Origin of the sequence: Microbulbifer sp. VAAF005 (genome assembly GCF_030012985.1) — a bacterium.
Taxonomy (GTDB): Bacteria; Pseudomonadota; Gammaproteobacteria; order Pseudomonadales; family Cellvibrionaceae; genus Microbulbifer.
Genome location: NZ_CP120233.1, coordinates 5,308,983 through 5,331,840 on the forward strand (window position 1 = coordinate 5,308,983; position 22,858 = coordinate 5,331,840).

Consider the following 22,858-nt stretch of genomic DNA (forward strand, 5'->3'; position numbering starts at 1 on the left):
TTTCTTGGTCTGGGCTGCCCCGGATTTCTAGCTGGCGTGCTCAATGCAAACAGCAGCGTTTAAATTTTTTACCGCTGCCACAGGGGCAGGGGTCGTTGCGGCCGGTTTTGGGGTCGGCTCGATGGGGGGCTGTTGCAGGCTCCGGGGCGCGCTGTTGCAGCCAGTAGTTGTGCAGGGCGCGGGCGGCGGGTTCTATTTGGGTAACGGTCTGCTGATACTCGGCCTTCGTCAAGCCCCCTAGGTAATCGAAATGTTCCTCGCGGGCGTGCAGGGCGATGGCTTGCAGTTGGGTGTCGAGTTCTGCGGGCAGGCTGGGCCATTGGCCCAGGTCCACACCCTGCATATAGCCGAAACACCATTCCCCAGGGAAGATAAAAGAGGGCTCGCCCTCTTTATTGGCCTCATTGAATAGGGCTTGGAACTCTTCGGGGGCTTCCGTTAGCACCATGGCATTACTGTTCATCAGCTGGAATAGCAGCGCCATAAAGCGCTGCATCTCCTCCTCGGACTCCCACTCCGGTTCGTTGCCAGGGCCGCCCCAGATTTCGGAGAACCAGCGGCTGGGGGGAATCATCTCCGGGCCGGACACCAGGGCGGTGAGAAAACCGTCCAGTTCGCAGATATCCAGCACCGAGTCGTCGTTGCCGTATTTGAGCAGCACGTCCTCAATAAATTCCAGATCGGCTTCACTGATGGGGGTATCGAGATCGAGGGTTTCACTAAATGTCATTGGACTTCCTCTACCTGGACCCGGCGCTTGCCGGTGAGCAGCTGCTGCATCAGAGCTTTTTTCTCCTGCTTTAGGCAGTCGAGTTTTTGTTGCAGGGTTTCGATTTCCCGATCGGCGCTGGATAGGGTTGCGGCGATTTTTTCTTGTTCTTCTAGGATTGGGATACGGATTCTTAAGTTCTTAATAATTGAGGCGTTGAGATTCGGTTGCCCACCCTGAACTAAATTTATGGCTTCAACCATTTTTCTCTCAAGCAAATGAAAGAAAAATGAGTTAGATATACCTGCCTTTAGGTTAATGGCCAGAATAGCTTGGTTTATTGTGGCACTCTCTAGAAGATTGATTGCTACTCTTCCAGCTGTCGCTCCGTACATAGCTACTAAAATTGTATTCTTAGTGATTGTTTTTGCTGAAGAATTCAATAAGCCTGCTTCAGTAATGAACTCACTTGTTGATGTTACGAATCGATCGTTTAATTTTCCTGAAGTAATCCATGGGATTGAGCCACCATAGTATTCATCCTTTTTTCTAGATGGGGTGCCACCAGAAAAGCAGTGAGAAATTTCTCCAATGGTAGTTGGTCGCCACTCCCCACTAAACCGAACCCCATTCTTATCCCGCAGGCGCTTTTTGCCGGTCAGAAGTTGCTGCATCAGGATCTTTTTCTGCTGGCGGCTGTTGGCGAGCAGTTTTTCGCTGGTGTCGATGGCCTTATCCCAGGTGGATAGGATTTGGGCGATTTTTTTTTGTTCGGAGAGCGGCGCACATAGTACTTTTACTTTCCTTAACTCCTCTAAGGAAATCTCCTTGAACGTGCTTCCTTTACTTAGTGCATTTATTCGATTCAGTAATTTTTCTGTCGCGAGCTGGTAGAAGTAAAATTTATTGGAATGTTCATTGGACACTGATATGCGAGCAGTGCCTTGAGTTAAATTGGCTTCAGGTAAATTCTGGGGCACGATAGCAGATTCGCCAATATTTCCACGAAGTGAAAATACAATATCCCCAGGGTGAACTGCAGACCGGCGATACTTATTGTGTATTTGGCTGCTGGTTCTCTGCAGCTCTGCTGGCTTTATTACGCCACGTACATCAGAGCTTTTAATATAGGGGACCCCATTAGGGTCATGTGGGCCAGCTTGAACAATGCCATATGATATTTTCTCTTTAACAATTTCTGCTAAAGCTTTTACTTCCCACCCCTTAGGCACCATAACCCAACTCCCGCAAATACTGCTCCATTTCCCCTTCCAGCTCGCTTAACTGGGCTTTTAGCTGCTGCCGCTCGGCGCGCACTGCCAGCAGGTCGATCTCCTCCTCCTCTTCGAAGGTATCCACATAGCGGGGGATATTTAGGTTGTAGTCGTTCTCCTGGATTTCCTTGTGGCTGGCCACATAGGCGTATTTGTCCAGGTCGGCGCCCTGGCGGTAGGTGGCCACCACTTTGTCGATATTGTCCTGGGTGAGCAGGTTCTGGTTTTTGCCGGCTTTAAATTCCCGCGAGGCGTCGATAAACATCACGCTGTCGTCCTGCTTGTCGCGGGCGAAGATCAGGATGGCGGCGGGGATGCCGGTGCCGTAAAAGAGTTTTTCCGGCAGGCCGATCACCGCGTCCAGCAGGTTTTCCTCGATCAGCTGCTTGCGGATCTTGCCCTCGGCGGCGCCCCGGAACAGCACGCCGTGGGGCACCACCACGCCCATGCGCCCGCTCTTGGGATTGAGGGTTTCGATCATATGCAGGATAAAGGCGTAGTCCCCCTTGGTTTTTGGCGGTACGCCGCGATGAAAGCGGCCGAAGGGGTCGTTGCCGGCTTCGTCGTGGCCCCATTTGTCCAGGGAGAAGGGCGGGTTGGCGGTGACGATATCAAACAGGTCCAGGTTGCCGTTTTTGTCCAGCAACTTGGGATTGCGAATGGTATCGCCCCATTCGATTTTGTGGTTGTCCTCGCCGTGCAGGAACATATTCATCTTGGCCAGGGACCAGGTAGAGCCGATGGCTTCCTGGCCGTAGAGTTCGTACTGCTTGCTGTTGTGGTGTTCCCGCACCTTGCGCCCGCACTTCATCAGCAGGGAGGCGGAGCCGCACGTAGGATCGCAGATACGGTCGCCGGGGCGGGGGTCGAGCAGTTCGGCGATCAGCTCGGATACCTCCGGCGGGGTGTAGAACTCGCCGGCCTTCTGGCCGCCGCTGGCGGCGAAGTTTTTGATCAGGTATTCGTAGCCGTTGCCGATCACATCCAGGTTGCCCACGCGGCTGGGGCGCAGGTTCAGCTCGGTTTTGGCGAAGTCTTCCAGCAGGTGGCGCAGGATGGTGTTCTTCTGCTTCTCCTCGCCCAGCTTATCGGTATTGAAGGAGATATCCTGGAACACGCTCTTGCCGGCGTCCTTGAGCTTGGTGCCGTTGGCTTCTTCGATGGCGTGCAGGGCCTGATCGATACGCTCGCCATTGCCGGGCTCGTGGCGGTGCTCGTACAGGGTGTAGAAGCTGGCACTGGGCGGCAGTACAAAGCGCTCGCTCTTCATCATCTCCTCGATCAGCTCCGGCTCGTTGCCGTAGGTTTCCACATACTCCTCGTAGTGGTCTTGCCACACATCGGAGATGTATTTGAGGAACAGCATGGTGAGGATAAAGTCTTTGTAGGTGTCGGCGCTGATGGTGCCGCGAAAGGTATCGCAGGCATTCCACAGGGCCTTGTTGATGCTGTCCTGGCTGATTTGTTCGGCGGCGCTATTGCTGCTCATGGGGTGCTTCTTGTCCTTTGTGTACTGCTGGGCGCTGGGGCCCGGTCGAATTCGGTTTGCGCTGGCATTGCTACAGGTGTTGTTACCCGGTTTTACGGTGCTATCTGTTTGGGTGGCTCGCTGGTCGGGCATGGTCGGGAATTGGTTGCCCGATGGTCCCGATGGTGTTGCAGCTTCCCAGACAAGGCCGGGCCAAACCCGCGTTGCGCTAAATGTTGGGGATGGTGATTCAGCTGCCGGATGGCGTCAAGGGTTGGGGGACAGCTTGTCTCTTTTGGGGAATTGGGCTGGTTGTTTATTGTTCAATGACAAGTGAGGTCAATAAGTGAGATGCAGCCTGATTTGAAGGGGCTGACCTGTCTGGTTGCCCCTTTTTAGAGAGAGGGTTTGTAGCTGCTACTGGTGCGCTGTGCAATATCAGCAGCTGTCGAAGAGTTCAAACCTGTCAGAGCTGAAATGCTCTCTTTAATTGGTTTTGGTAGATTCAACAATGATTGAGATAGGCATCCAGCCCAGATAATTGTGGGCATTTTCATAGTGGTCCATACCAACTTCCCAGGTGCGCGTAATAACACCATCAGAGCTGTTGGTGGATTTCCATATGACTCGGACGTAACCGCGAGAGGTTGCATCGGACTGCTCGGGCAAGCGTTCTTGGCAATTAATCCATTGGGGCAATTCTAAGTTGGGTACACCTTTGGCAGAGGGTGACAGATCTTGGCTCAATGGAAGTCTCCAGTTCGAATTTTTAAGAAATATATCAGTTTTTCTGCCTTTTTCTAGATTGTTTTTTTAGGTGTCCCAATTTTTTATTTTTAAAATTTATTCGAGTATTGCTTTTGGATTTATTTGTTGGTTTATGGTAATCGTTTTTTACTGTCAGTTTGAAAAAGTACATTATGCGTAACCATTTTTTGTTCGGTCTTTGGGGGTAGGCTTGATCAAACTAAAGTGGATACCTCTGATATTTAAGTTGTATTGAACTTTCAGCTCGATGGTTGGTTTGTTTTTTATTAAAGGAGAGTATTTATGCAGAAAAACTTGGGTGCAACAGTTTTAGGTTTTGTATTCTTCTTTGCTGCAATAAATTACGCTAACTCTGAAGATAATAAAGTTGGAGAGGTAAGCGTTCTCACTAGTCCTTTCGACTACTGCGCGGCGGTGGTAAATGATGACAACCCAGTTCAGCGCTTTGCCGGCCAAGCTATGCCGCAGGAAATCGTTGATGGCATTAGAAAAGCCGCCAATCTCGATGCAGAAGCACCTGAAGATTGGGTCGCGAGGGGGACCTATTGGCGATGTATGGATGGAAGTGTCTATGCCTGCTTTGTTGGGGCTAATCTCCCCTGTGATGAGAAAGCTGACACTAGTCGGGAGCCGAGTAGTGCAATGCTTTCATATTGCAAAGATAATCAAAGTTCCACGACCGTTCCTGCGGTAGTGGCTGGCCGTGCCTCTATGTATGAATGGCGCTGTAGGTCGGGTGCCCCGGAAATTATCAGGCAGATTTCTAAACCCGATGCCCGGGGCTTTTTGTCTAATTACTGGTATCGGTTAGGTAAGCCTACTTCTGTTGAATAGGGAAAGCCTACCTATAAGTTATCCCTGTCCTTCCATCTTTTCATTGTCCATGCGCTTGGCGAGTTTGTGGCCTTCGTCCGACTGCCCAATTTTCCAGTAACTGGAGATATAAATATGGGTTTTGGGGATTACTCTTTCCTGCTTAAAGAACTGCCGTAGGGTACGCATGCTGTCGAACTCACAGGCGGCCCATACGGAGGCCTGTCCATCGAGCCAGGTTAGTGCCTGTAATTTTTCCAGGAGTTTCTCGCCGGATGGAGTCGGATTGATAATCCATTGGATTTGCAGGTTCTCTGGGTGTTCCAGCTCCTGAATATCAGCTTCACTGGAGACCTCAATTAATGCGTATCCCTTTGCATCCTTGGATAGCTCCGCAAGGTTTACGCTGATGGCTGGCAGTGCAGTCATGTCCCCCAATAGTAAAAACCAGTCTGCCTCGGGATTGGTCATTTTTTTGGGGCCGGGGCCGCGGGTTAAGATCGTATCGCCAGGCTGTGTTTTAAGTGCCCAGCTTAGAGCGGGTCCTTCGTGTTCATGCAGGGCGAAGTCGATATCAATTTCAGATTCACGCTGGTGCCTGATGGTATAGCTTCGCAATAGCGGGCGCTCGCTTCCAGCTTGTGGAAACAGAAATTTGATATAAGCGCTTTCCTGGTTGGGGGCGAGAGTTTTTAGATCATCGCCACCGAGGGTGATGCGCAGCATATTTTCAGTAACTTGTGTCCTGCGAATAACGACCAATTCTCTGGTAACTTTCTCGGCCATAGGGTTTAGCTCCTTTCGTCAGGGGTGGAGTGCTCTTTCATATTGGCGACCATAACGCTGGCAATGCGGGCGAAGTTTTCTAGCTCTTCAGTACTCAAGTTGCGAGTCATTTGCCTGGCCACTTCAGCTTCTTGTTCGCTTACTTTTTCCAGCGTGCTTATTCCGTCTGTAGTTAGTGTCAAAAACTGGCTGCGCCGATCATTGGGGTTGTCGGTCTTTTCGATTAGCCCCGAGTGCACCAGGTCGTTTAGCACTCGTGTTACTTGGGCTTTGTCCAAATTCATCCGCTGGGCAATTGACCGGGCAGTACTCAGTGGAAATTTGAAGACACCTTTGAGTACCCGTATATGGCTCACCGGCAAGCCAATTTGCTGCTCCTGTATACCAGCTCGCAAACGCCGTTTGTAGGCGTGAATAAGCTGGTGGAGGGATTCATTGATTGCGGTATCGTTCATGGCGCCATGCTAACTGGTTGATAGTGTCAACTTTATTGATATTGGTTGACTCTGTCAACCATATGGAGGTTGCCAAGTTTCTGATTTGCTGCGTATTGGTAATCTGCTCAGTAATGAAAGAGGCAAGGTGGCACTTGTTGAGAGGTGTTAGCTCTGGCAGAGAATGCTCCTTTTAGTTTCTAAGATAACACGTGAGTAGCTCATGGTGTGCCACTGATCCCACTTCTGCCTTACGAATTTATTTTATTGCTAAGTTGAGTATTTTTACTTGTTTTCAGGTTGGCAGAACTTTTAATAGCTGCTTCTTTTTATTGTGCCTGGGCATATCCTTAGGTGCCTTCTTGGCTAATCATTGAGTAGGTATAGTGTTTAATTAATTGGGTGTATTTTGTGTTTTTCTATCTTCTGTTTTTTCGAACTATATCCACAACAAATGAAAGGCTATAAGTCTCCGTTAGCCCAAAAAATCTGGTTGTTATTTGCTGGTTGTTTTGTGCCAAATTAAAAGTGGCTGGATTTTCGGGCGGCTGGTATTTTGCTTGATGTAAATCAATATTTTTTGGTGTATTTGTGTCACGGTCGTGCTTGCGGGAGTTGACGAAAGTGCAGGGGTGTATCTTGCGAGTATGCTGTTGTCAGCCCCTCTAATTTATCGGCGTCCTTAAATTTACCTGATTCTCTTGTTTTAAATTATAAGTGCAGGGGTATATTTCGCCTATGGTTACCATTCTTCGTTTTTCGCTTTATTAGTATCGGAATCTCAATATTGCTTCGGATTGAAAGATCCGTAATGGTTTTGGGGTGCGATTTAGTTTATCTAAGTTCCTATTCTGCCGTGTGATATTTTGATGTGGCGTAACGGTATGGGTGTGAATGACTGGTTTTTGTGCTTCATGGTTTCGATTGATCGGAGCAATTGGTTAGATCTTTCAGTGTGAGTGTATGTATTCCACGTATGTTCTTACGACTCATCGTTCTGCTGGCAGGATGTTTGCTCTCGTAGGTTTTTAATTTGCGTGAATATGGAGGTTTTCTACGCTAATTTCGACCAAGTCATCATTGATGGGTATTTACCTGAATTGCCGATGCTTTCATGCTGATTTCGGGCTTTAGGATTCAATTCTATATCGGGAAGTCAAAATACTACGGGCAAGAAGTTTGGAGATGATAAAATGAATATAGGTAAGGTGTTAAAGTATAGAAGTTTAAGATTGGCTGCCCTTGTTGTAGTGGGAATGGCTTGGGGGATGGGGACGCCAACTCTAGCGGAAACGGATGTGGAGCTTCCGGTAGAGCATGCAACACTTACTGCGGCTCCCCTTGTTCCACCTCCAATTACTCGAGATCACCCGGCCAAAGTTATTGTCACCCTTGAAACTATAGAAAAGGTCGGACGCTTGAGTGACGGCGTTGATTATACATTTTGGACATTTGGAGGTCAGGTACCAGGCAGTTTTATCCGCATCAGAGAAGGGGATCACGTTGAGTTTAATCTGAATAATCACCCTTCGAGTAAGATGCCCCATAACATTGATTTACACGCGGTTACCGGTCCGGGGGTGGTGCGACTTCTTCCTTTACCGCTCCAGGTCATTCCTCACGCTTTTCATTTAAGGCGCTTAATCCAGGTTTATATGTCTATCATTGTGCTACGGCACCGGTAGGAATGCATATTGCCAATGGTATGTATGGGTTAATTCTTGTTGAACCTAAAGAGGGTTTACCTCCGGTCGATAAAGAATATTACATAATGCAAAGTGAATTTTATACGAAAGGAAAGTATGGAGAAGAGGGCCTACAGCCCTTTGATATGGCAAAAGCGCTTTCTGAAACACCTGATTATGTTGTATTCAACGGGGCTGTAGGAGCAATAGCGGGTGATGATTCGATACGTGCCGAGGTTGGTGAATCTGTTCGCATATTTGTTGGGAATGGAGGGCCCAATCTGGTTTCTTCGTTTCACGTAATTGGGGAGATTTTTGATAAGGTTTATGTTGAGGGCGGTGATATGGTAAATCACCATGTGCAATCAACACTTATTCCAGCCGGGGGTTCTGCGATCGTAGAGTTTCTGGTGGATGTTCCGGGTACATTCATATTGGTTGATCATTCAATATTCCGTGCATTCAATAAGGGTGCTCTGGGAATGTTAAAAATTGATGGTAGCGAAGATCTGGCTATTTATTCAGGCAAGCAAAAGGATAGTGTCTATCTTCCAGAGGGGGAGGCATTCAGAGTATTGCTGATGTCAGCGCAGTATCTGTCAAGGCTAAAACCAAAGAAGAGCGCATACTGTTTGGTGAGCGTACTTATGCACAAAATTGCATGGCCTGTCACCAGTCAAGTGGCCAGGGTATTCCCGGTGCTTTTCCACCGCTGGCAGGATCTGACTATTTACTTTCAAAACCCGACCGCTCAATTGATGTCCTACTTCATGGGCTTTCAGGGGAAATTGTGGTTAGCGGTCAGACTTACAATGGTGTAATGCCTGCAGTGCAGCTATCTGATGAAAGTATTGCCAATGTTTTGACTTATGTGTTGAACAGCTGGGGCAATAATGGCGGTGAAATACTGCCTGAGCAAGTTATTGAAAGACGTACTCACTAAGACTTTTGCGAGATTCATAAAATGGTTGTTAGGTGCATGGTGAATACTGCTCTATTAGTCTGTTTCTTACTGATGTGCCTACCATTTGCCGCGCAAAGTGCTTCTACAAGTCAGTCGCTCGATGATAAGAGTAAAGGTGAAATGGTCTATATAGCTGGAGGGAGCTATAGACCGTTTTTAAAAGATGTAACTGACTCTTTGGTTGTCGGGCCTTTTTTGCTTGATCGCTATGCGGTAACAAACTCTCAATACTATTTATTTACTCTAAAGAACCCCAAGTGGAGTAAAAAAAATATCAAGCCCGTGTTCAGTGATGGGAATTATTTGCGCCAAATGAATTCTTTGAGTATGAATGATCTGGCTGATGTGCCTGTGACCAATGTTTCCTGGTTTTCTGCGCGGGCTTATTGTAAATCCTTGGGTAAGCGTCTGCCGTCACTTGATGAGTGGGAGTATGTTGCACGTGCAAGTGACGATAAGGTGAATGGTCAGGATGACCCAGAATACCGTCAGCAAATCCTTGAATGGTACTCAAGGCCTGCAAATGAATTGTTGCCTAACGTAAAAGATACTCCTGCGAATTATTGGGGGGTACATGGGATGCATGGGATTGTCTGGGAACTGGTCAATGATTTTAATACTGCGTTAGTTACAGGGGAGTCTCGAGGAGATTCACAGTTGGAACAGTCACTATTTTGCGGTTCTGGATCAGTTTCTTCTGTCGATCCCGGCGATTATGCGGCGTTTATGCGTTATGCCTTACGTAGCAGTTATCAAGCTACATATACGATGCGCTCTCTTGGATTTCGTTGTGCGAAAGATGTTAATTAAATTGTAGTCTTCATAGTGTTTCCGATATGAATGGAAGTGAGGTTAATTTCGGTTCCTATAAATCATAATATTTATGATGTTGCGTGTGATTGAGAATGTCGGGAATAAGTCGTGCTAATTCTGGAGGTTGAAATGAGTCAGCTAAGTATTTTTGGCAGGACTGCCATATTTATTTTTGTGCCGGAGTGGCCGAAGCTTGAGTCGGTTGATTGGGCAAGTTGTAAAATCAAGGGGGAATAACCCGTGGTGTAGAAAGGTTACTTTTATTTTTTTGATAACACTCTTGCCTGTAGCTTCAGCTTGGTCCCAGTCGAAGCTTCCTGACGATTCTGTTTATCATGTGGCATCCAATTGGTTGGATCAAAATAGTAGAACAATCAATATCTCCGATTTGCAAGGCAAAGTACAGGTTATATCTTTTGTATATACCTATTGTGAGCACAGTTGTCCGGTTATTCTCGCCAATTTGAGGCAGATTGAGAAGAGTATTTCTAATGTCGATAAGTTGAATACGCAGTTTCTACTTGTTTCTCTTGATCCAGGACGTGATAGTCCCCAACAGTTGAAGCAATATATGCAGGATAAGGGTTTAAGTGAATGTCGGTGGATGATGTTAAACGGTAATCCTGAAGATGTGCTTGAGCTTTCTGCATTGCTGGGTGTGCGTTATAAGCCCATGAATAATGATAAAAAAGATATTGCACATTCTAATATGATTACTGTGCTAAACCAGCAGGGAGAAATCAGCTATCAAATGAAGGGCGTAAATGAGGGTGTTGACGACGTGGTTTCTGCAATTTCTAAAGTGGTTTTAGCAAGCTCAGGAGAAGTGGATGAGCAAGTAAATAACGATTGTTCTGAAGAGTCAGTGGATTGACATAGCACAAGAACCGTAGTGGATGATTAGCTGTGTTTTCTGCTGCTCATAAATATTGGTGGTTCAGGGAGGAAAGTTACCAAGTTAATTTAAGTGTCGTCAGCGGAGGTTGGTTGTGGATCAAAGATTGGGGATCAATCAGCCATCTTAAATTGAGTCATTGCGAATGACAGAGCAAGTCTTAATTTAATTGCGCATACTCGCAGTGATTAATAATCCCTGAGAGGGGAAAAGTTATGAATAAACACAAGCTAACTGTTATTGCACTGTTTATTGTGCTAACTGCTTCATTCACTGTGTTATTGAGTTTGGGGAGCGATATCTATAGGGAGAAACCTCCGATTCCTGTGGCATATGTCGATTCAGGGGGGCAGATTGTTTTTAGCCGGGAGGATATAGAGCGAGGGCAGCTAGTATGGCGCTCTATGGGGGGGCACCAGTTAGGATCGGTATGGGGGCATGGTTCCTATGTTGCTCCTGACTGGACAGCAGATTGGCTACATAAAGAGGCGCAGGCTTGGTTGGACATTACAGCGCAGCGACGCTATGGAGAAAACTTTTCTGACCTTAGCCCCGAGATTCAGGCGGGATTGGAATTGCGTCTTCGTAAGGATATGCGTCAAAACACTGCGAATATATCCGCTACGGGAGAGACCTCTGTCTCGCTGTCGACGACTCGTATTCAGGCAATTGAAAAAGTGAGTCAACACTACATCTCGCTTTTTGGCAGCGATCCTGAGAAGACCGCATTGCGTGAGCAGTACGCTATGAAGGAAGACACAGTGCCTTTACTTGAGCGCCGTAAACAGCTTAGCGCATTTTTTTCTGGGGAGCATGGGCGGCCATTACTGAGAGACCTGGGCAGAAATATACATATACTAATAATTGGCCTTTTGACCGGCAACTTGGTAATACACCGACACCTAGCAATATTATTTGGTCAATACTTAGTATTGTTACCTTATTAGCCGGAATTGGTGCTCTGGTGTGGCATCATGCCAGTGGCAGGCATGAGTCTTTGCCTGTACCCGATAAGCAAGACCCATTATTTTTTACCAAGCCCACCAGGTCGCAGAAAGCCGTTGCCAAATATTTCGCTACCGCAATTGCACTATTTTTACTACAGATTTTTATGGGGGGAATTACTGCACATTATGCCGTAGAAGGGCAAAATTTCTATGGTATTCCCCTGTCCGAAATGTTGCCTTACTCGGTTGTCCGTACTTGGCATACCCAGCTAGGTGTATTTTGGATTGCGACGACTTGGCTTGCTACCGGTTTGTATATTGCACCGGCCCTTTCGGGACATGAATCTAAATATCAGTACCTGGGTGTTAATCTGCTTTGGATCGCTTTAGTCGTGGTTGTTGTTGGGTCCATGGCCGGTGAATGGTTGGGAATTCAGCAATATTTTGACCTGGACACGAATTTCCTGTTGGGGCACCAGGGATATGAGTACATCGACCTCGGTCGAATATGGCAGCTATTGCTATTGTCGGGGCTGGTAATCTGGCTGTTGTTGGTAACAGCAGCGATTAAACCGGCATTTGCCACGCAAATTGAAATAAGGCCAGTAATGTGGGTCCTCTATGGTTCTTGCGTTGCTATCGGGCTCTTTTATGGTGCCGGCCTCTTTGCTGGGAAGCATACTAATCTAGCAGTTGCTGAATACTGGCGCTGGTGGGTAATTCACTTATGGGTTGAAAGCTTTTTTGAAACTTTTGCAACTTCGGTGATCGCACTTATGCTTGTGCGGCTTGGGCTTATACGAGCCAGCAGCGCCAATGGTGCTGTGCTGTCGGCCACGGTGATATTCCTTAGCGGCGGCCTTATTGGAACGTTACACCATATCTACTTCACTGGAGTTCCGACCTCTGTTATAGCTTGGGGGGCCATCTTCTCGGCACTGGAAGTGGTTCCACTGGCACTCATTGGCTTCGAGGCTATTCAAAGTTATCGCATGCACAATGCTGTCCCTTGGATGGCGCGGTACAAATGGGCCATTCTCTTTTTCGTAGCTACAGCTTTTTGGAATTTGGTTGGTGCGGGCATTCTAGGATTTTTAATCAACCCCCCGATCTCGCTTTACTTTGTACAAGGGCTAAATACTACCGCAACTCATAGTCATGGAGCCTTGATGGGTGTCTACGGAATGCTGGGTATCGGATTAATGCTATTCTGTTTGCGGGGCCTGAATACCAATTTGGCCTGGAATGGCGTGTATCTAAAGGGCGCATTCTGGATGCTTAACCTGGGCCTGGCTGCAATGCTATTTATGTCGCTGCTGCCTATTGGTCTAACCCAGTTCTTTGCTGTCCTAGAGAATGGTTATTGGTATGGTCGCTCCCCGGAGGTTATTCATAGTCCCTTAGTGGAGAGCTTGGTGTGGATGCGTGTTCCAGGGGATGTTATTTTTGCTATCGGTGGCTTTCTACTGGGGTTATTCCTTATCGATTTACTGAAGAAATCTCTGCTTGATAAGCCTAAAGCTCCTGCTGTGGAGGGGTTAGCAGAGAAAGCCTCCCTTTAGGCCGTTAAAGCTTTGGGAAGACTGGCACACGAGGTTGCTCTCCAGAATTTCCAGGGTGCTACGGGAAGGTGATTCCCTCCCGTAGCACCGGTAGCTGATGGTTACCAAGTTAAGCTGATATCGGTTCCATCAAACTTTACATCTGAATCGTACACATACTTCAAGGTACCTTTCCAGAAGGAGCCGTGCCATTCCCAGTCGGCATCGTAACTGACTTCATTGAGCACCTTCTGTCTAAAAGCATCAAAGCTCCCGTAGCGCTCTTCACTTCCCATAATGACGACCCAGGTCTGCTCGTTCCAATCACAGGTCACAGTGTTGGAGTCACCGTTGCCACAGGGGTAGCGGACGGCAACGTATCCATCATCTTCCCTACCAAACTTCCAGTTACCGCTGCGGGACTCCTCCTCGAACTCTTCGGGCCACTGTAGAGCGACATCGGAGCCGCCGGAGTGAAACAATTCTATCTCCGGGTAGGGGTTGTATTGGATCACGGCAACATTGTTTACCTGCTTTATCTTAGGTAGGTGGTCATTTTGCATGGTGCTATTGCCGTCGCCGACTTTTGCCCAGATAGATTGGGAACCGGTGGTGGCTATCCAGGGGGTTTGCTGGTAGCCCTGGCGGCCTCCCCAATAATTCTGGATGGAGTGCATCATGACTCCACCATCTTTGTATATGGAGAAGTTAGCCGAGGAGAGGACAGAGCTGCGGCTGAATACAGCCCCCGCCTTGGCGGCCGCAGGGGCGGCTGCTTCCGATAGTCCCAGGAACTGGTCAAATGCTTTGAGCCCCTCATAACCTTCGAGTTGGTATTTGCTGGCGAACCAGGCGGTATCCGCTGCGACATCGGGGTGGAAGTAGGCTCCCTGGCTCCAATAGAAGGGTACGCGCTCTTCCCGGGGGAAGTCTGCATAGATCTCGTTTCTGGCATCCCCCAGCGAATGGCCGACTGAATAATTTATGTTGAGATCTTTACCGAAATATTCGAAAACTTCATCGGTGATTTCCAAACCGGATGTGGCGAGCATTACACCGGCGGGACTGGGGGTGCGTACTGACTCTTTGCCCAGGCCTGTCAGGAGGTAGATAATCCGGTTGATATTCCCTCCGGACCCATTGCGGCGGTAGCCGTCATTACTGCGCCCGGCTGCGGCGAAGTTGATCCCCTGGTCGTTGGTCACTAATAAAATATCTTGCAGCAAGCGATGAGCAGCGCCGATTGCAAGTTCACGGATCTCCTCATCTTCTGCAAAGTCTACAAGGTTTAGCAGTGCCGAGAGGGTATAGGGGTAGTAAACAGGGGAGTAAAACTCATAGTAGCCATATTGGTTCTTCACTTCCAGATAACGCTTTAGGCGCTTATAAGTTCTGTCGTCCTCAAATGCCCCATATTTCTCCTGGAGGAGATATTGGGCAGAGGTGTACATGATCATATGGTTTTCTGAAGCAAAGACATGGTCACCCATCCCGCCTTCTTTAAACCAGAAGTGATAGCCGTCGAGTGCGGCAAAGAGTTCGTCTTTGATTTCGGGGCGGAAGAATAAGATGCGGATTAGGCGAGTGAGAGTGAAGTCAGAATTTTTCTTGCCGCCGTTGCGGAGTACATCCAGGTTCTTATTTAGCGCATCCCAGTTGAGATCATCACCGGTGTATGCCTGAAGTGCGACGGCAGTATCGTTGGTGGAGGTGACTCCTTCCTCAATATATTGCAGCTGCCTGTCAATATAGGCGCTCTCATCAAAGGACTGGGCTTGAGACGTCGCTGACTGGATCGCCAATCCTAATAAAATCGGGTACAGCACTCCTGCTGATGGCACTTTCATAAGTACTAGTTCCTTTTTGGTTTTAATTGATTTATAAAATAAATACAGGCGTACCACTTATCTATTAAATAAATTTGGCGCTTGAGAAGCTAGTTATTTTCTTTCGGGATTAGTTGCAAAAACGATCAGCGGATATTGCTGGTTCTCAAATTGAAAATATTTTTTAAGTAGTCATTCTTGAGAAGTAGGGGGCTAGTACTTTATCTAATTTTTCTGGCGTTTCTGCTGTGTCTAATTGGTACGCAGACGTACTCAAGATAAATCTGGTTTATGCTTTGTATTGTTGGGTAGGTAAAGTAGAAAAGTTACTCTGTCATCTCGGGTGGGGCTGTGATTCGTGCGCGAGGTTATTTTCCGTTGAGTGACGATGGTTCTTCTATATTGTGGTGTGATTCGCGAGTAAATATTGCAGTGGTCCTACAACTCTAGGAGAGGGAGATGAAAAACCTACTGATATTCTTCGCAGCCGGAAGTCTTGGTGCTTTGGCAAACAGTATTGCGGTGTGGCTATTTGGCCAGTTGGGGATTAATGCCGCTTTTGGCGTATCAATTGCTCCTCCTCTATCTCCTGAGTGGCTTTATCCTCGTATTGTTTGGGGTGGCTTGTGGGGACTGCTATTTATTCTTCCGTTCTGGTCATCAAAGTTACTTGTAAAAGGAGCTCTTCTTAGTTTGTTTCCCTCTGCATTTCAATTGTTTGTAGTTTTCCCTGTGATGGCTGGGAAGGGTGTTGCCGGATTTGAGTTGGGAGTCTTAACACCAGTCCTGGTATTGTTTTTCAATTGGATTTGGGGTGTTGTTACTGCCCTAATTATTAAGGCTGCTCGGTAATAGGGTGTTAACTTTGTGGTGGTAGGCTTGGCGCTATAGAAATGTTGGCCGTTGTTACTTTTGGGGCAGTTTGACCTCGCTATATCGCTTTTCTCCTGCAAGCTATCGATCTTATGTCAAGGTTGTACGTTACTCATGTAATCTATCTATTTCGTAACAAAGTTATTCGAATGGGGAAGTTGAACGTGGGAAAAACGGCAAAAATCTGTAGCCTTATCTGTTCTATGATAATTCTTGTGATGGGCTTTATTGCAACTTCACAAGCAGCTGAGACTAAGCGGATACTAATCGTTGCTTCTAATCTTCAGGATATGGGTGATCCGGAGAAACACGATGCAAGAAATAATTTGTGGGAGTACGCTCCGCCTTACCATATTTTTGTTTCTCATGGGTATGACGTGGACTTTGTTTCGCCAACAGGTGGCGTGGTCCCGTTTATGATGGATCCACTGGGAATTAGTAGTTACACCATCAAACATGAAGGTTTTTTAGAGCGGGCTAATAGTTCACTAAAGCCTGAGCAAGTAGTTATAGAGAATTATGCAGCTGTTTATATCGGTGGAGGCTATGGAACCTTATTTGATGTGGCATCTAATCGTGAGCTGCTAAATATTATGGGTGGGATTTACCAGAAAGGGGGAGTTGTGGGCAGCTGTGGCCATGGGGCAGGTGCGTTTGCAGATGTGAAACTGAAAGATGGCCATTATATGGTAAAGGGCAAGAAGGTTGCCGGTTTCCCAGACTCTACAGAAAAAGAGAAGTCTTGGGCTAAGCAGGGTACTTTATTACCGTTCTTGGTAGAGGAACGCCTTCGAGAGAATGGAGCCATTATTATTAATAAGGGTAATGTTGCTGATAAGCATGATGTAATATCTGATCAGCGTATAGTTTCTACAATGTTTTTACCTTCTTCTGCGCTGGTTGCAAAAGAAATGCTGGGTTTAATCGAGAGCAACTAAATTGCTCCAGTACTTTATTGTGTATTTGCTCTATCGTTAGGCAGTCATTCTGCGGGTCAAGCTCTAACGAGTTTGGCTTCAATGCGACCAATCTCTACCTGTTAGTCTAAATATGCTATAACGCGGGTAACTAACTCGGGATCACTCGATCGCCCTGTAGCTAAATCTTGCCTCTGCATATTTATCTACCATTCTTTCTAAAGGGAACTGGAATCGGCGGCAGTGAATATGCGTCCATTTATTGTATTAATAATATCGGTAACTTTGGGGAAGCTAGCCTATGTGTTTAGCCCCTCTCTGGGGAACAATGTAATAGTGGCCTTATTGGCTCTATTGGGTGCAGTTCCCTATTTGTTAATGCCGATTAGATCCGAGTTTTTCAAGGCGCAAATTCTTCAATGGGCTAAACAGAATGATATTGGCGTTTTGAGACTCGAGAGCAGGGGGTTTTCCAAAGGACGATTGTTTTGGCGTGTATCTGATGCGCAAAGCGTCTTCTGTGTTACCTCAAGAGAAGCCACTTACTGGGTGGCCTGCGGCTCATGGCTGCTGGGTTCTTATAGTCGGAAGCTAATCATATATAAAGAGGTTGGGGGTGCCTTGGATTTGATTGCAGCATTTGACGGAGATAGTTGCCAGGCTGAGTGATTCTGATCAGTGCTTACTGGACTAGAAGGTTTGATTTGATATCAGCAATGTGAATATAAATGTATTTTTGTTTGCGATTCATTATAAGAAGCAACCTATCTCGACAATTCTGTAAAGGATTCCCTGGCTGACGAGCAGACAGTTGCTGATCTAAAGCAGGATATCAAGAATTTACAGGCAGATATTAAACCCCTGAATGCCAGCATCGTTGCGCTGGGTATTGCTGATGCCACTGCTATCTCTCTGGGCACGGTTGCTTCTATCGTGGCTTTTCCGGAGGGCTTGTTGACCTGGTTTGTGATAGGGCCGGCGGTTGCAGCAAAAATTGCTGCCGATCAAAAGAGTATTCAGGATAAACAGGCAGAGATGGACCTGATCACTGCTGATGTATCCACTTTACAAATACTGTCTCAGAGCTTTGGGCAGCTAGCAGAAGAAACCCAGCAAGTTGAAGATTATTTACAGGTCGTATTGCAAGAGTGGCAAACACTTGAAAGTAATGTTTCCGGTGCGATAAGTGATATTCAAACTGCGATCTCTGATGAAGAGGGGGCAAACTATACAGCAGTTATTATTGACCTCAGTGAGGCGGTGGTCGAGTGGAATATGCTTATTTCCAAATGGGAAGCCTTTTTATTGAGCTCAACGTGAACAATGCAGATTTGAAATTTGGGATGAGTTCAGAACAGGTTAAATCTGATTTTTCTGCTGGAAGCACTGTTGGTGTGAATCAATATTATAATACTCTATAAGAAGTATTTTTTAGTTTTACTGAAGGCTTACCTAAAAGGTAAGCCTTTTTTGGCTTTTGATAGGGGGTACGGGTTCGCTTTCTAAGGTGGTTACAGAATGGCCATCGATTTTTATCTGGGGCTCACGCCATTTCTATGGGCACATTTCAAATCGTGTATTTGTAAGCGATTCTAAATTGTTCATCTAATGTTTTTGAAAGCGCTGAACTGAGATACTATAGTCGCACTTCTGCAGCCCCTGAAAGCGTACAAGCCACATGAGTGATATTTATAAAGCCCCTAAAAGTGAATTAAATACAAGTAAGTACCACTCTTTGATTGAGAGGTTACTGAAAGAACAGAGTATGCCCCTCGCGATATTTGCGGTGTTGTTAGGTACTTTGGGTACGCTCGTTTTGCTCTCATTTGCCCGCGGTATTATCCCTTTGTATGTTTATGTGATCCCTGGATTTATTGCCGGCATCCTCGTTAAGTTTATGGGGCGGCCTGTTACAGCATCCTACCGTGTGATTCCTGGGTTATTGAGTGGGGTGATCGTCTCTATCTGGGTGAGCTTAGGGGGGATTTCTATTTATACATTTTTACTTCCACTACTAAACATCTTGTGTTGCTTGGCTGTGTCAAGGCGCCGATTAAACTATGAGGAGGAGAAAGCGTTGTATAAGTATCGGCATGGATTGGTAAAGTTGTGATAATGATTATCTCAGCTTGGTTGTTTAGAGGTCGTATTTAGTTCTATAAGTACGACCTCTTCAAAGGCTCTGGAGGCCGAAACTACTCCTTGTAACGAATGTCAGTAATATAAAAAGTCTGCCACTTTTCCCCCTGGCGGATATCCACTTCATCATCGAGCTTGCGCCCTAATAAGGCACGGGCAACGGGGGAGTCCATGGATATCAAGCCTGCTTTTACATCGAATTCATCGGGTCCCACAATGCGGTAGCAAACACTCTCACCCTCATCATCTTCAAGCGTTACCCAGGCTCCAAAAAAACCTTTTCTTTATCGTCCGGTATTCGATCTACAACAGTAATCTCTTCGAGGCGCTTAGTGAGAAAACGCACGCGGCTGTCGATTTCCCGCAGTCTTTTTTTACCGTAGATATAGTCTGCGTTTTCCGAGCGATCTCCCAGCTTGGCGGCGTCGCTAACTGCCTGGGTTACCCGAGGGCGCTCCTCCTCCCAGAGGCGCTTAACTTCGGCGCGCATACGCTGCGCGCCCTCTGCGGTGATGTAGCGGGAGCCGCGTGGACGCGGCGGTCTCCATCTTCCCATAGTATTTTTTTAACTCTTTTTAATTCAATATTATTTAATTATAGGTTTTCGATGGTAATTCCCGGGCCGGGTTCCGCGAGCGGGAAATTAAATATGCGGCTGTAGAATTCAAGCTCTCCTTCCAGGGCCAACTTGATACTGTCGCCACTGCGGAACCCATGCCCCTCATTGGCAAATGTAATATAGGACACCGGAATACCTCGCTCCCTCAGGGCACCCACCATGGTTTCGGCTTGGTTGGGTGGCACTACCTTGTCCTCCATGCCCTGGAAGAAAATCACGGGGCAATTCAGCTTTTCCACATCGTTAATGGGGGAGCGCTGAAGGTAGACTTTTTCTGCGGAAGGCCAGGGCCCTACCAGTTTATCTAGGTAGCGGGACTCAAACTTGTGGGTGTCTTTGGCGAGGCTGCTCAACTCTCCAATTCCATAATGGCTGGCTCCCGCTTTAAAGGTATCGTGGTAGGTCAACGCTGCCAGGACTGTGTAACCGCCAGCACTACCACCTTTGATCAGCAGGCGATTGGGGTCGGCGAGCCCATCTTCTACCAGGTATTCTGCACCAGCGCAGACATCTTCCACGTCATAGATGCCCCATTTATCGGCGAGGCGGTCCCGATACTCGCGGCCATAGCCGGTACTGCCGGAGTAGTTTACGTCAAGAATGGCGAATCCCCGGCTTGTCCAGTATTGAACTTTCAGGCTGAGGCCTGCTGATGTAGCGCCGGTGGGGCCCCCATGACTAAATACAATCAGCGGTGGCTTATCGTCACTAGGTGCTTGGAAGTTGGGGTTGTGGGGTGGGTAATAAAACCCGTGTACCGCACGATCATCCACTTGGAAAGTGACGGCTTGAGCGATGGAGAACAAATCGGTTGGCAGCGAGCTCCTATTGCTACTGGCAATCTGTTCCGTTTTACCCGTCTTCTGGTTAAAGCTAATAACAGCGGGAAAGCTCTCTGCACCTGCGGCAATCATCACCCCGCTGCCATTTTCACAGTGCAGGCAATCGATATCACAATAAGGCTGCGGAAGAGTTTGATGCTCTCCACTCTTTATATCGACCTTGCCAAGGTGCCAAGTGCCATTCTGGGTGTAAGTACAGAGGATTTCCGTGGAGCTAATGAAGCCGTAAGTGGACATCCCAAATACCCACTGCGGAGTGGCAAATTCTGCTTCTTTTTTCCACAAGGATTCGCTTTGTCCCAGCCTATATAGGTTCCACCAGTTGTTGCGATCGGAGACATAGCAGAGTTCGCCTTCAGGAGACCACTGAGGCTGAAAGACGGATTCATTCTCACCGCCTGCTACTTGGGTAACTTCACCGATATCCCCCGCCTGATCGAGTTTGGCGATACAGAGCTCTGTCGCGTCCCAGGGGAGGTTAGGGTGGTGCCAGCGCAGAAATGCGAGTCGATCACCGGCCGGATTCAGGGTTGGGTTCGAATAAAAGTCTGCCCCTTCTTGAAGGATTATCGGTGGATTAGCCAGTGGATTGTCTAGATCTACAGCGATAATGCGTGCACGGGGCTCCTCGCCCTGCTGGTGGCCACTGGTATCCTCCTCGACACAAATTAATCGATTTCTCAGGGGATCGATAATCAGATCGGCGTAGCGGGAGCTATTTTCTGCAGTGATTGCTTCGGGGATCGCATTGTCGAGCTTCATACGATAAATGCGCTGATCTTCTGCCAGTACAAAATAGACGGTGTCACCGTATACAAGATAACTGCCGCCTCCGTATTCATGGGCTTTGGTACGTACGGCGATTGGGGCGGGGGTGAGATCTCTGCGCCCACTCTTTGGGCAATATTGCACCAGTACATTCCTGCCTTTTTCAGACGGGCGGGACTCCAGCCAGTAATAGCGGCCATCTACTAAATTGGCTTCTGCCAGGCGAACGCTGCCCTCCACGAGAAGTTCTGCGTTGACTGCAGATTTCCAGCTGCCGTAAGGGGCGATGGTTGGAGTGATAGTCTCGCTCATGAGGTACTTACTTCCTTATTGGGTTATTTCGCATTCTGCCGAGATGAATCCGGGGAAACAAGGTGCCTTGGCGGGGTCCCTATGATAGTCTCGTAAAACCAAGCAAGCGCTTGGTGCTGTATTTTGTCGATGCACTATCCAGAATCAGCTCTTCCACTCGCCCTGGTCCTCTTACGATCAGTTGGTGTTGTAGGAGCGACGCGCACACGCTGGATAGCCCTGTAAACAGCGGCCTTAACAAAGATAATTCAGGAGAGCCAGCGATGTCTGATGAAGTGGTGATTACTTGCGCCCTAACCGGAGTGCTTACCAACCCCCAGCAGCACCCGGTCCCGGTAACCCCCAAGGAAATGGCGGAGTCCGCCCGTGAAGCCTACGATGCGGGGGCTTCCGTTATGCATGTTCATTTCCGCGCGCAAGAGGAAAACAAAGGCCATTTACCCACCTGGGACCCGCAAATAGCCTTGGAAATTGCCGATGCAATTCGCGATAAATGCCCTGGCGTTATTCTAAATTTTTCAACTGGCACTATCGGACGGGATCAGCAAGGTCCTTTGAGTTGTGTGCGTGCCGGTAAGCCGGAAATTGCCGCCTGTAATGCGGGAAGCCTGAACTATTTAAAGGCGCGATCCAACGGCACCTGGGCTTGGCCACCCATGGTATTTGATAACCCAGTCGATAAGGTAGAAGAGCTGTTGGCAGTTTGTCGGGAGACCGGTACCCGCCCGGAATTTGAGTGCTTTGATATCGGTATCGTTCGCTCTGTGGGAATGTATGCGGATGTAGGGATGGTGGATGTGCCCAACTACAACCTGGTGATGGGAGTGGCTTCAGGTATGCCTGCCGATCCCGATTTGCTGGAAATTATTCCAAAATATATGAAGCCCGGCAGCTTATGGCAGAGCACAGTGATCGGCCGTGAGGAAATCTGGCCGGTGCATCGCAAGACTGCAGAATTGGGCGGCCATTTGCGTACTGGAGTTGAAGATACCTTTTACTTGCCCAGCGGTGCACGCGCTTCAGGCAATGGCCAGTTGATTGAGGCGTTGGCGGGGGTGGCGGAGGAGTGTGGCCGTAAAGTGGTGTCGCCGGATCGGGCGCGGGAGATTTTTTGTTAAAGGTGGTTTTGTCTTTATTGGGACGCCCGGGATTTTAGATGAGCTATTTTTTGATTTATTTATATGTATGATTAGAGCTTCCCAAAGCTTTATTCTCTGAGGCGTTTGTGAATAATTTCGTGACCCCTCTGAATTTCAGGGTGATTTGCAATTAAGGGGCGGCGTCGCAGGAATATCTAACCCTTTCAAGGTGTCGCAAGGTTGAGTTCCTAGATTAAAGCTTGGATGTTTTTCTGTTGAGAAAAATATATTTGTTGGGGCTATCGATTGGTCGATTTTTCGCTTAAATTTAAATAATATTTTATTTTTAAGTGTAAGGGGGCTGGAATAGTTCCGACGAGTCCCAG

The 22,858-nt window shown here is 47.6% G+C and carries 20 protein-coding genes and 2 pseudogenes; 13 read left to right on the plus strand and 9 right to left on the minus strand.

The features are described from left to right. Positions 1-40 precede the first annotated feature (40 nt). From P0078_RS23900 to P0078_RS23910, 3 genes are read right to left on the minus strand one after another with little or no spacing between them, the layout of a single operon-like run. On the minus strand, positions 41-730 hold the full coding sequence (locus P0078_RS23900; RefSeq protein WP_282932351.1) for a UPF0149 family protein: 690 nt from the start codon (positions 728-730) through the stop codon (positions 41-43). Then, positions 727-1,944, minus strand: coding sequence for a restriction endonuclease subunit S (locus tag P0078_RS23905; protein ID WP_282932352.1), 1,218 nt, complete (start codon positions 1,942-1,944; stop codon positions 727-729). The genes P0078_RS23900 and P0078_RS23905 overlap by 4 nt, the downstream gene beginning before the upstream one ends. After that, positions 1,934-3,472 (minus strand): type I restriction-modification system subunit M, encoded by a 1,539-nt coding sequence (locus P0078_RS23910; protein WP_282932353.1) that lies wholly within the window; start codon positions 3,470-3,472, stop codon positions 1,934-1,936. Before P0078_RS23910 ends, P0078_RS23905 begins: the two co-directional genes overlap by 11 nt. A 10-nt stretch (positions 3,473-3,482) precedes the next feature. Here P0078_RS23910 and P0078_RS23915 point away from each other — a divergent pair, with 10 nt between their 5' ends. After that, positions 3,483-3,788, plus strand: a complete 306-nt coding sequence (locus P0078_RS23915; protein WP_282932354.1) for a hypothetical protein — start codon at positions 3,483-3,485, stop codon at positions 3,786-3,788. 149 nt (positions 3,789-3,937) lie between these two features. Here the strand turns inward: P0078_RS23915 and P0078_RS23920 are convergent, their stop codons facing one another. Beyond that, positions 3,938-4,198: a hypothetical protein gene (locus P0078_RS23920; protein ID WP_282932355.1), complete on the minus strand. Its 261-nt coding sequence runs from the start codon at positions 4,196-4,198 to the stop codon at positions 3,938-3,940. A gap of 303 nt (positions 4,199-4,501) precedes the next feature. On the opposite strand from P0078_RS23920, the gene P0078_RS23925 reads away from it, so the two are divergent. Beyond that, positions 4,502-5,053: a hypothetical protein gene (locus P0078_RS23925; protein WP_282932356.1), complete on the plus strand. Its 552-nt coding sequence runs from the start codon at positions 4,502-4,504 to the stop codon at positions 5,051-5,053. An 18-nt stretch (positions 5,054-5,071) separates the two neighbouring features. On the opposite strand, the gene P0078_RS23930 is transcribed toward P0078_RS23925, so the two are convergent. Both P0078_RS23930 and P0078_RS23935 read right to left on the minus strand, forming a co-directional pair. Next, positions 5,072-5,818: a siderophore-interacting protein gene (locus P0078_RS23930; RefSeq protein WP_282932357.1), complete on the minus strand. Its 747-nt coding sequence runs from the start codon at positions 5,816-5,818 to the stop codon at positions 5,072-5,074. A 5-nt stretch (positions 5,819-5,823) separates the two neighbouring features. Beyond that, a complete protein-coding gene (locus tag P0078_RS23935) occupies positions 5,824-6,273 on the minus strand; it encodes a MarR family winged helix-turn-helix transcriptional regulator (protein WP_282932358.1) in 450 nt (149 codons plus the stop codon). A gap of 1,172 nt (positions 6,274-7,445) precedes the next feature. Here P0078_RS23935 and P0078_RS23940 point away from each other — a divergent pair. The 6 genes and pseudogenes from P0078_RS23940 (at position 7,446) to P0078_RS23965 (ending at position 13,118) form a co-directional block, all read left to right on the plus strand. Further along, entirely contained in the window at positions 7,446-7,937 is a 492-nt protein-coding gene (locus tag P0078_RS23940; protein ID WP_282932359.1) for a cupredoxin domain-containing protein, read from the plus strand. A 661-nt stretch (positions 7,938-8,598) separates the two neighbouring features. Next, on the plus strand, positions 8,599-8,880 hold the full coding sequence (locus tag P0078_RS23945; RefSeq protein WP_282932360.1) for a c-type cytochrome: 282 nt from the start codon (positions 8,599-8,601) through the stop codon (positions 8,878-8,880). Positions 8,881-8,916: 36 nt separating this feature from the next. Further along, positions 8,917-9,711, plus strand: a complete 795-nt coding sequence (locus P0078_RS23950; RefSeq protein ID WP_282932361.1) for a formylglycine-generating enzyme family protein — start codon at positions 8,917-8,919, stop codon at positions 9,709-9,711. A gap of 196 nt (positions 9,712-9,907) precedes the next feature. Next, positions 9,908-10,588, plus strand: coding sequence for an SCO family protein (locus P0078_RS23955; protein ID WP_282932362.1), 681 nt, complete (start codon positions 9,908-9,910; stop codon positions 10,586-10,588). Positions 10,589-10,824: 236 nt separating this feature from the next. Next, positions 10,825-11,420 (plus strand): annotated as a pseudogene (locus tag P0078_RS23960) (nitric oxide reductase); the annotation flags it as partial. A gap of 153 nt (positions 11,421-11,573) precedes the next feature. Next, a complete protein-coding gene (locus P0078_RS23965) occupies positions 11,574-13,118 on the plus strand; it encodes a cbb3-type cytochrome c oxidase subunit I (protein WP_282932364.1) in 1,545 nt (514 codons plus the stop codon). 101 nt (positions 13,119-13,219) lie between these two features. Here P0078_RS23965 and P0078_RS23970 read toward each other — a convergent pair whose 3' ends face one another. After that, the gene (locus tag P0078_RS23970) at positions 13,220-14,944 is read right to left on the minus strand and encodes a hypothetical protein (RefSeq protein ID WP_282932365.1); all 1,725 of its coding nucleotides are present in this window, start codon (positions 14,942-14,944) and stop codon (positions 13,220-13,222) included. A gap of 438 nt (positions 14,945-15,382) precedes the next feature. On the opposite strand from P0078_RS23970, the gene P0078_RS23975 reads away from it, so the two are divergent. The 4 genes from P0078_RS23975 to P0078_RS23990 all read left to right on the plus strand — a co-directional run bounded on the left by P0078_RS23975 (position 15,383) and on the right by P0078_RS23990 (position 18,826). After that, complete coding sequence (locus tag P0078_RS23975; RefSeq protein WP_282932366.1) at positions 15,383-15,775, plus strand: hypothetical protein; 393 nt, start codon at positions 15,383-15,385, stop codon at positions 15,773-15,775. A gap of 185 nt (positions 15,776-15,960) precedes the next feature. Then, on the plus strand, positions 15,961-16,734 hold the full coding sequence (locus tag P0078_RS23980) for a type 1 glutamine amidotransferase domain-containing protein (protein ID WP_282932367.1): 774 nt from the start codon (positions 15,961-15,963) through the stop codon (positions 16,732-16,734). A 933-nt stretch (positions 16,735-17,667) separates the two neighbouring features. Then, positions 17,668-18,033, plus strand: a complete 366-nt coding sequence (locus P0078_RS23985) for a hypothetical protein (protein ID WP_282932368.1) — start codon at positions 17,668-17,670, stop codon at positions 18,031-18,033. 358 nt (positions 18,034-18,391) lie between these two features. Beyond that, positions 18,392-18,826, plus strand: a complete 435-nt coding sequence (locus P0078_RS23990; RefSeq protein ID WP_282932369.1) for a hypothetical protein — start codon at positions 18,392-18,394, stop codon at positions 18,824-18,826. An 82-nt stretch (positions 18,827-18,908) separates the two neighbouring features. Here P0078_RS23990 and greB read toward each other — a convergent pair. Together greB and P0078_RS24000 are read right to left on the minus strand one after the other, a co-directional pair. After that, a pseudogene (greB, locus tag P0078_RS23995) lies at positions 18,909-19,408 on the minus strand (transcription elongation factor GreB). Between the two features lie 38 nt (positions 19,409-19,446). Continuing rightward, positions 19,447-21,393 carry a S9 family peptidase gene (locus P0078_RS24000; protein ID WP_282932370.1) on the minus strand — a complete coding sequence of 649 codons (1,947 nt, stop codon included), beginning with the start codon at positions 21,391-21,393 and terminating at the stop codon, positions 19,447-19,449. A gap of 263 nt (positions 21,394-21,656) precedes the next feature. Between P0078_RS24000 and P0078_RS24005 the strand changes: the two genes are divergently transcribed. Then, positions 21,657-22,511, plus strand: a complete 855-nt coding sequence (locus tag P0078_RS24005) for a beta-keto acid cleavage family enzyme (protein ID WP_282932371.1) — start codon at positions 21,657-21,659, stop codon at positions 22,509-22,511. Positions 22,512-22,858 lie beyond the last annotated feature (347 nt).

Bases quoted from the DNA above. Each gene is read 5' to 3' on its own strand.
- P0078_RS23945 (WP_282932360.1), top strand. From the start codon at position 8,599: ATGGCCTGTCACCAGTCAAGTGGCCAGGGTATTCCCGGTGCTTTTCCA.
- P0078_RS24000 (WP_282932370.1), bottom strand. From the start codon at position 21,393: ATGAGCGAGACTATCACTCCAACCATCGCCCCTTACGGCAGCTGGAAA.
- P0078_RS23970 (WP_282932365.1), bottom strand. From the start codon at position 14,944: ATGAAAGTGCCATCAGCAGGAGTGCTGTACCCGATTTTATTAGGATTG.
- P0078_RS23950 (WP_282932361.1), top strand. From the start codon at position 8,917: ATGGTGAATACTGCTCTATTAGTCTGTTTCTTACTGATGTGCCTACCA.
- P0078_RS23940 (WP_282932359.1), top strand. From the start codon at position 7,446: ATGAATATAGGTAAGGTGTTAAAGTATAGAAGTTTAAGATTGGCTGCC.
- P0078_RS23905 (WP_282932352.1), bottom strand. From the start codon at position 1,944: ATGGTGCCTAAGGGGTGGGAAGTAAAAGCTTTAGCAGAAATTGTTAAA.
- P0078_RS23930 (WP_282932357.1), bottom strand. From the start codon at position 5,818: ATGGCCGAGAAAGTTACCAGAGAATTGGTCGTTATTCGCAGGACACAA.
- P0078_RS23900 (WP_282932351.1), bottom strand. From the start codon at position 730: ATGACATTTAGTGAAACCCTCGATCTCGATACCCCCATCAGTGAAGCC.
- P0078_RS23975 (WP_282932366.1), top strand. From the start codon at position 15,383: ATGAAAAACCTACTGATATTCTTCGCAGCCGGAAGTCTTGGTGCTTTG.
- P0078_RS23925 (WP_282932356.1), top strand. From the start codon at position 4,502: ATGCAGAAAAACTTGGGTGCAACAGTTTTAGGTTTTGTATTCTTCTTT.
- P0078_RS24005 (WP_282932371.1), top strand. From the start codon at position 21,657: ATGTCTGATGAAGTGGTGATTACTTGCGCCCTAACCGGAGTGCTTACC.
- P0078_RS23910 (WP_282932353.1), bottom strand. From the start codon at position 3,472: ATGAGCAGCAATAGCGCCGCCGAACAAATCAGCCAGGACAGCATCAAC.
- P0078_RS23935 (WP_282932358.1), bottom strand. From the start codon at position 6,273: ATGAACGATACCGCAATCAATGAATCCCTCCACCAGCTTATTCACGCC.
- P0078_RS23990 (WP_282932369.1), top strand. From the start codon at position 18,392: ATGAGTGATATTTATAAAGCCCCTAAAAGTGAATTAAATACAAGTAAG.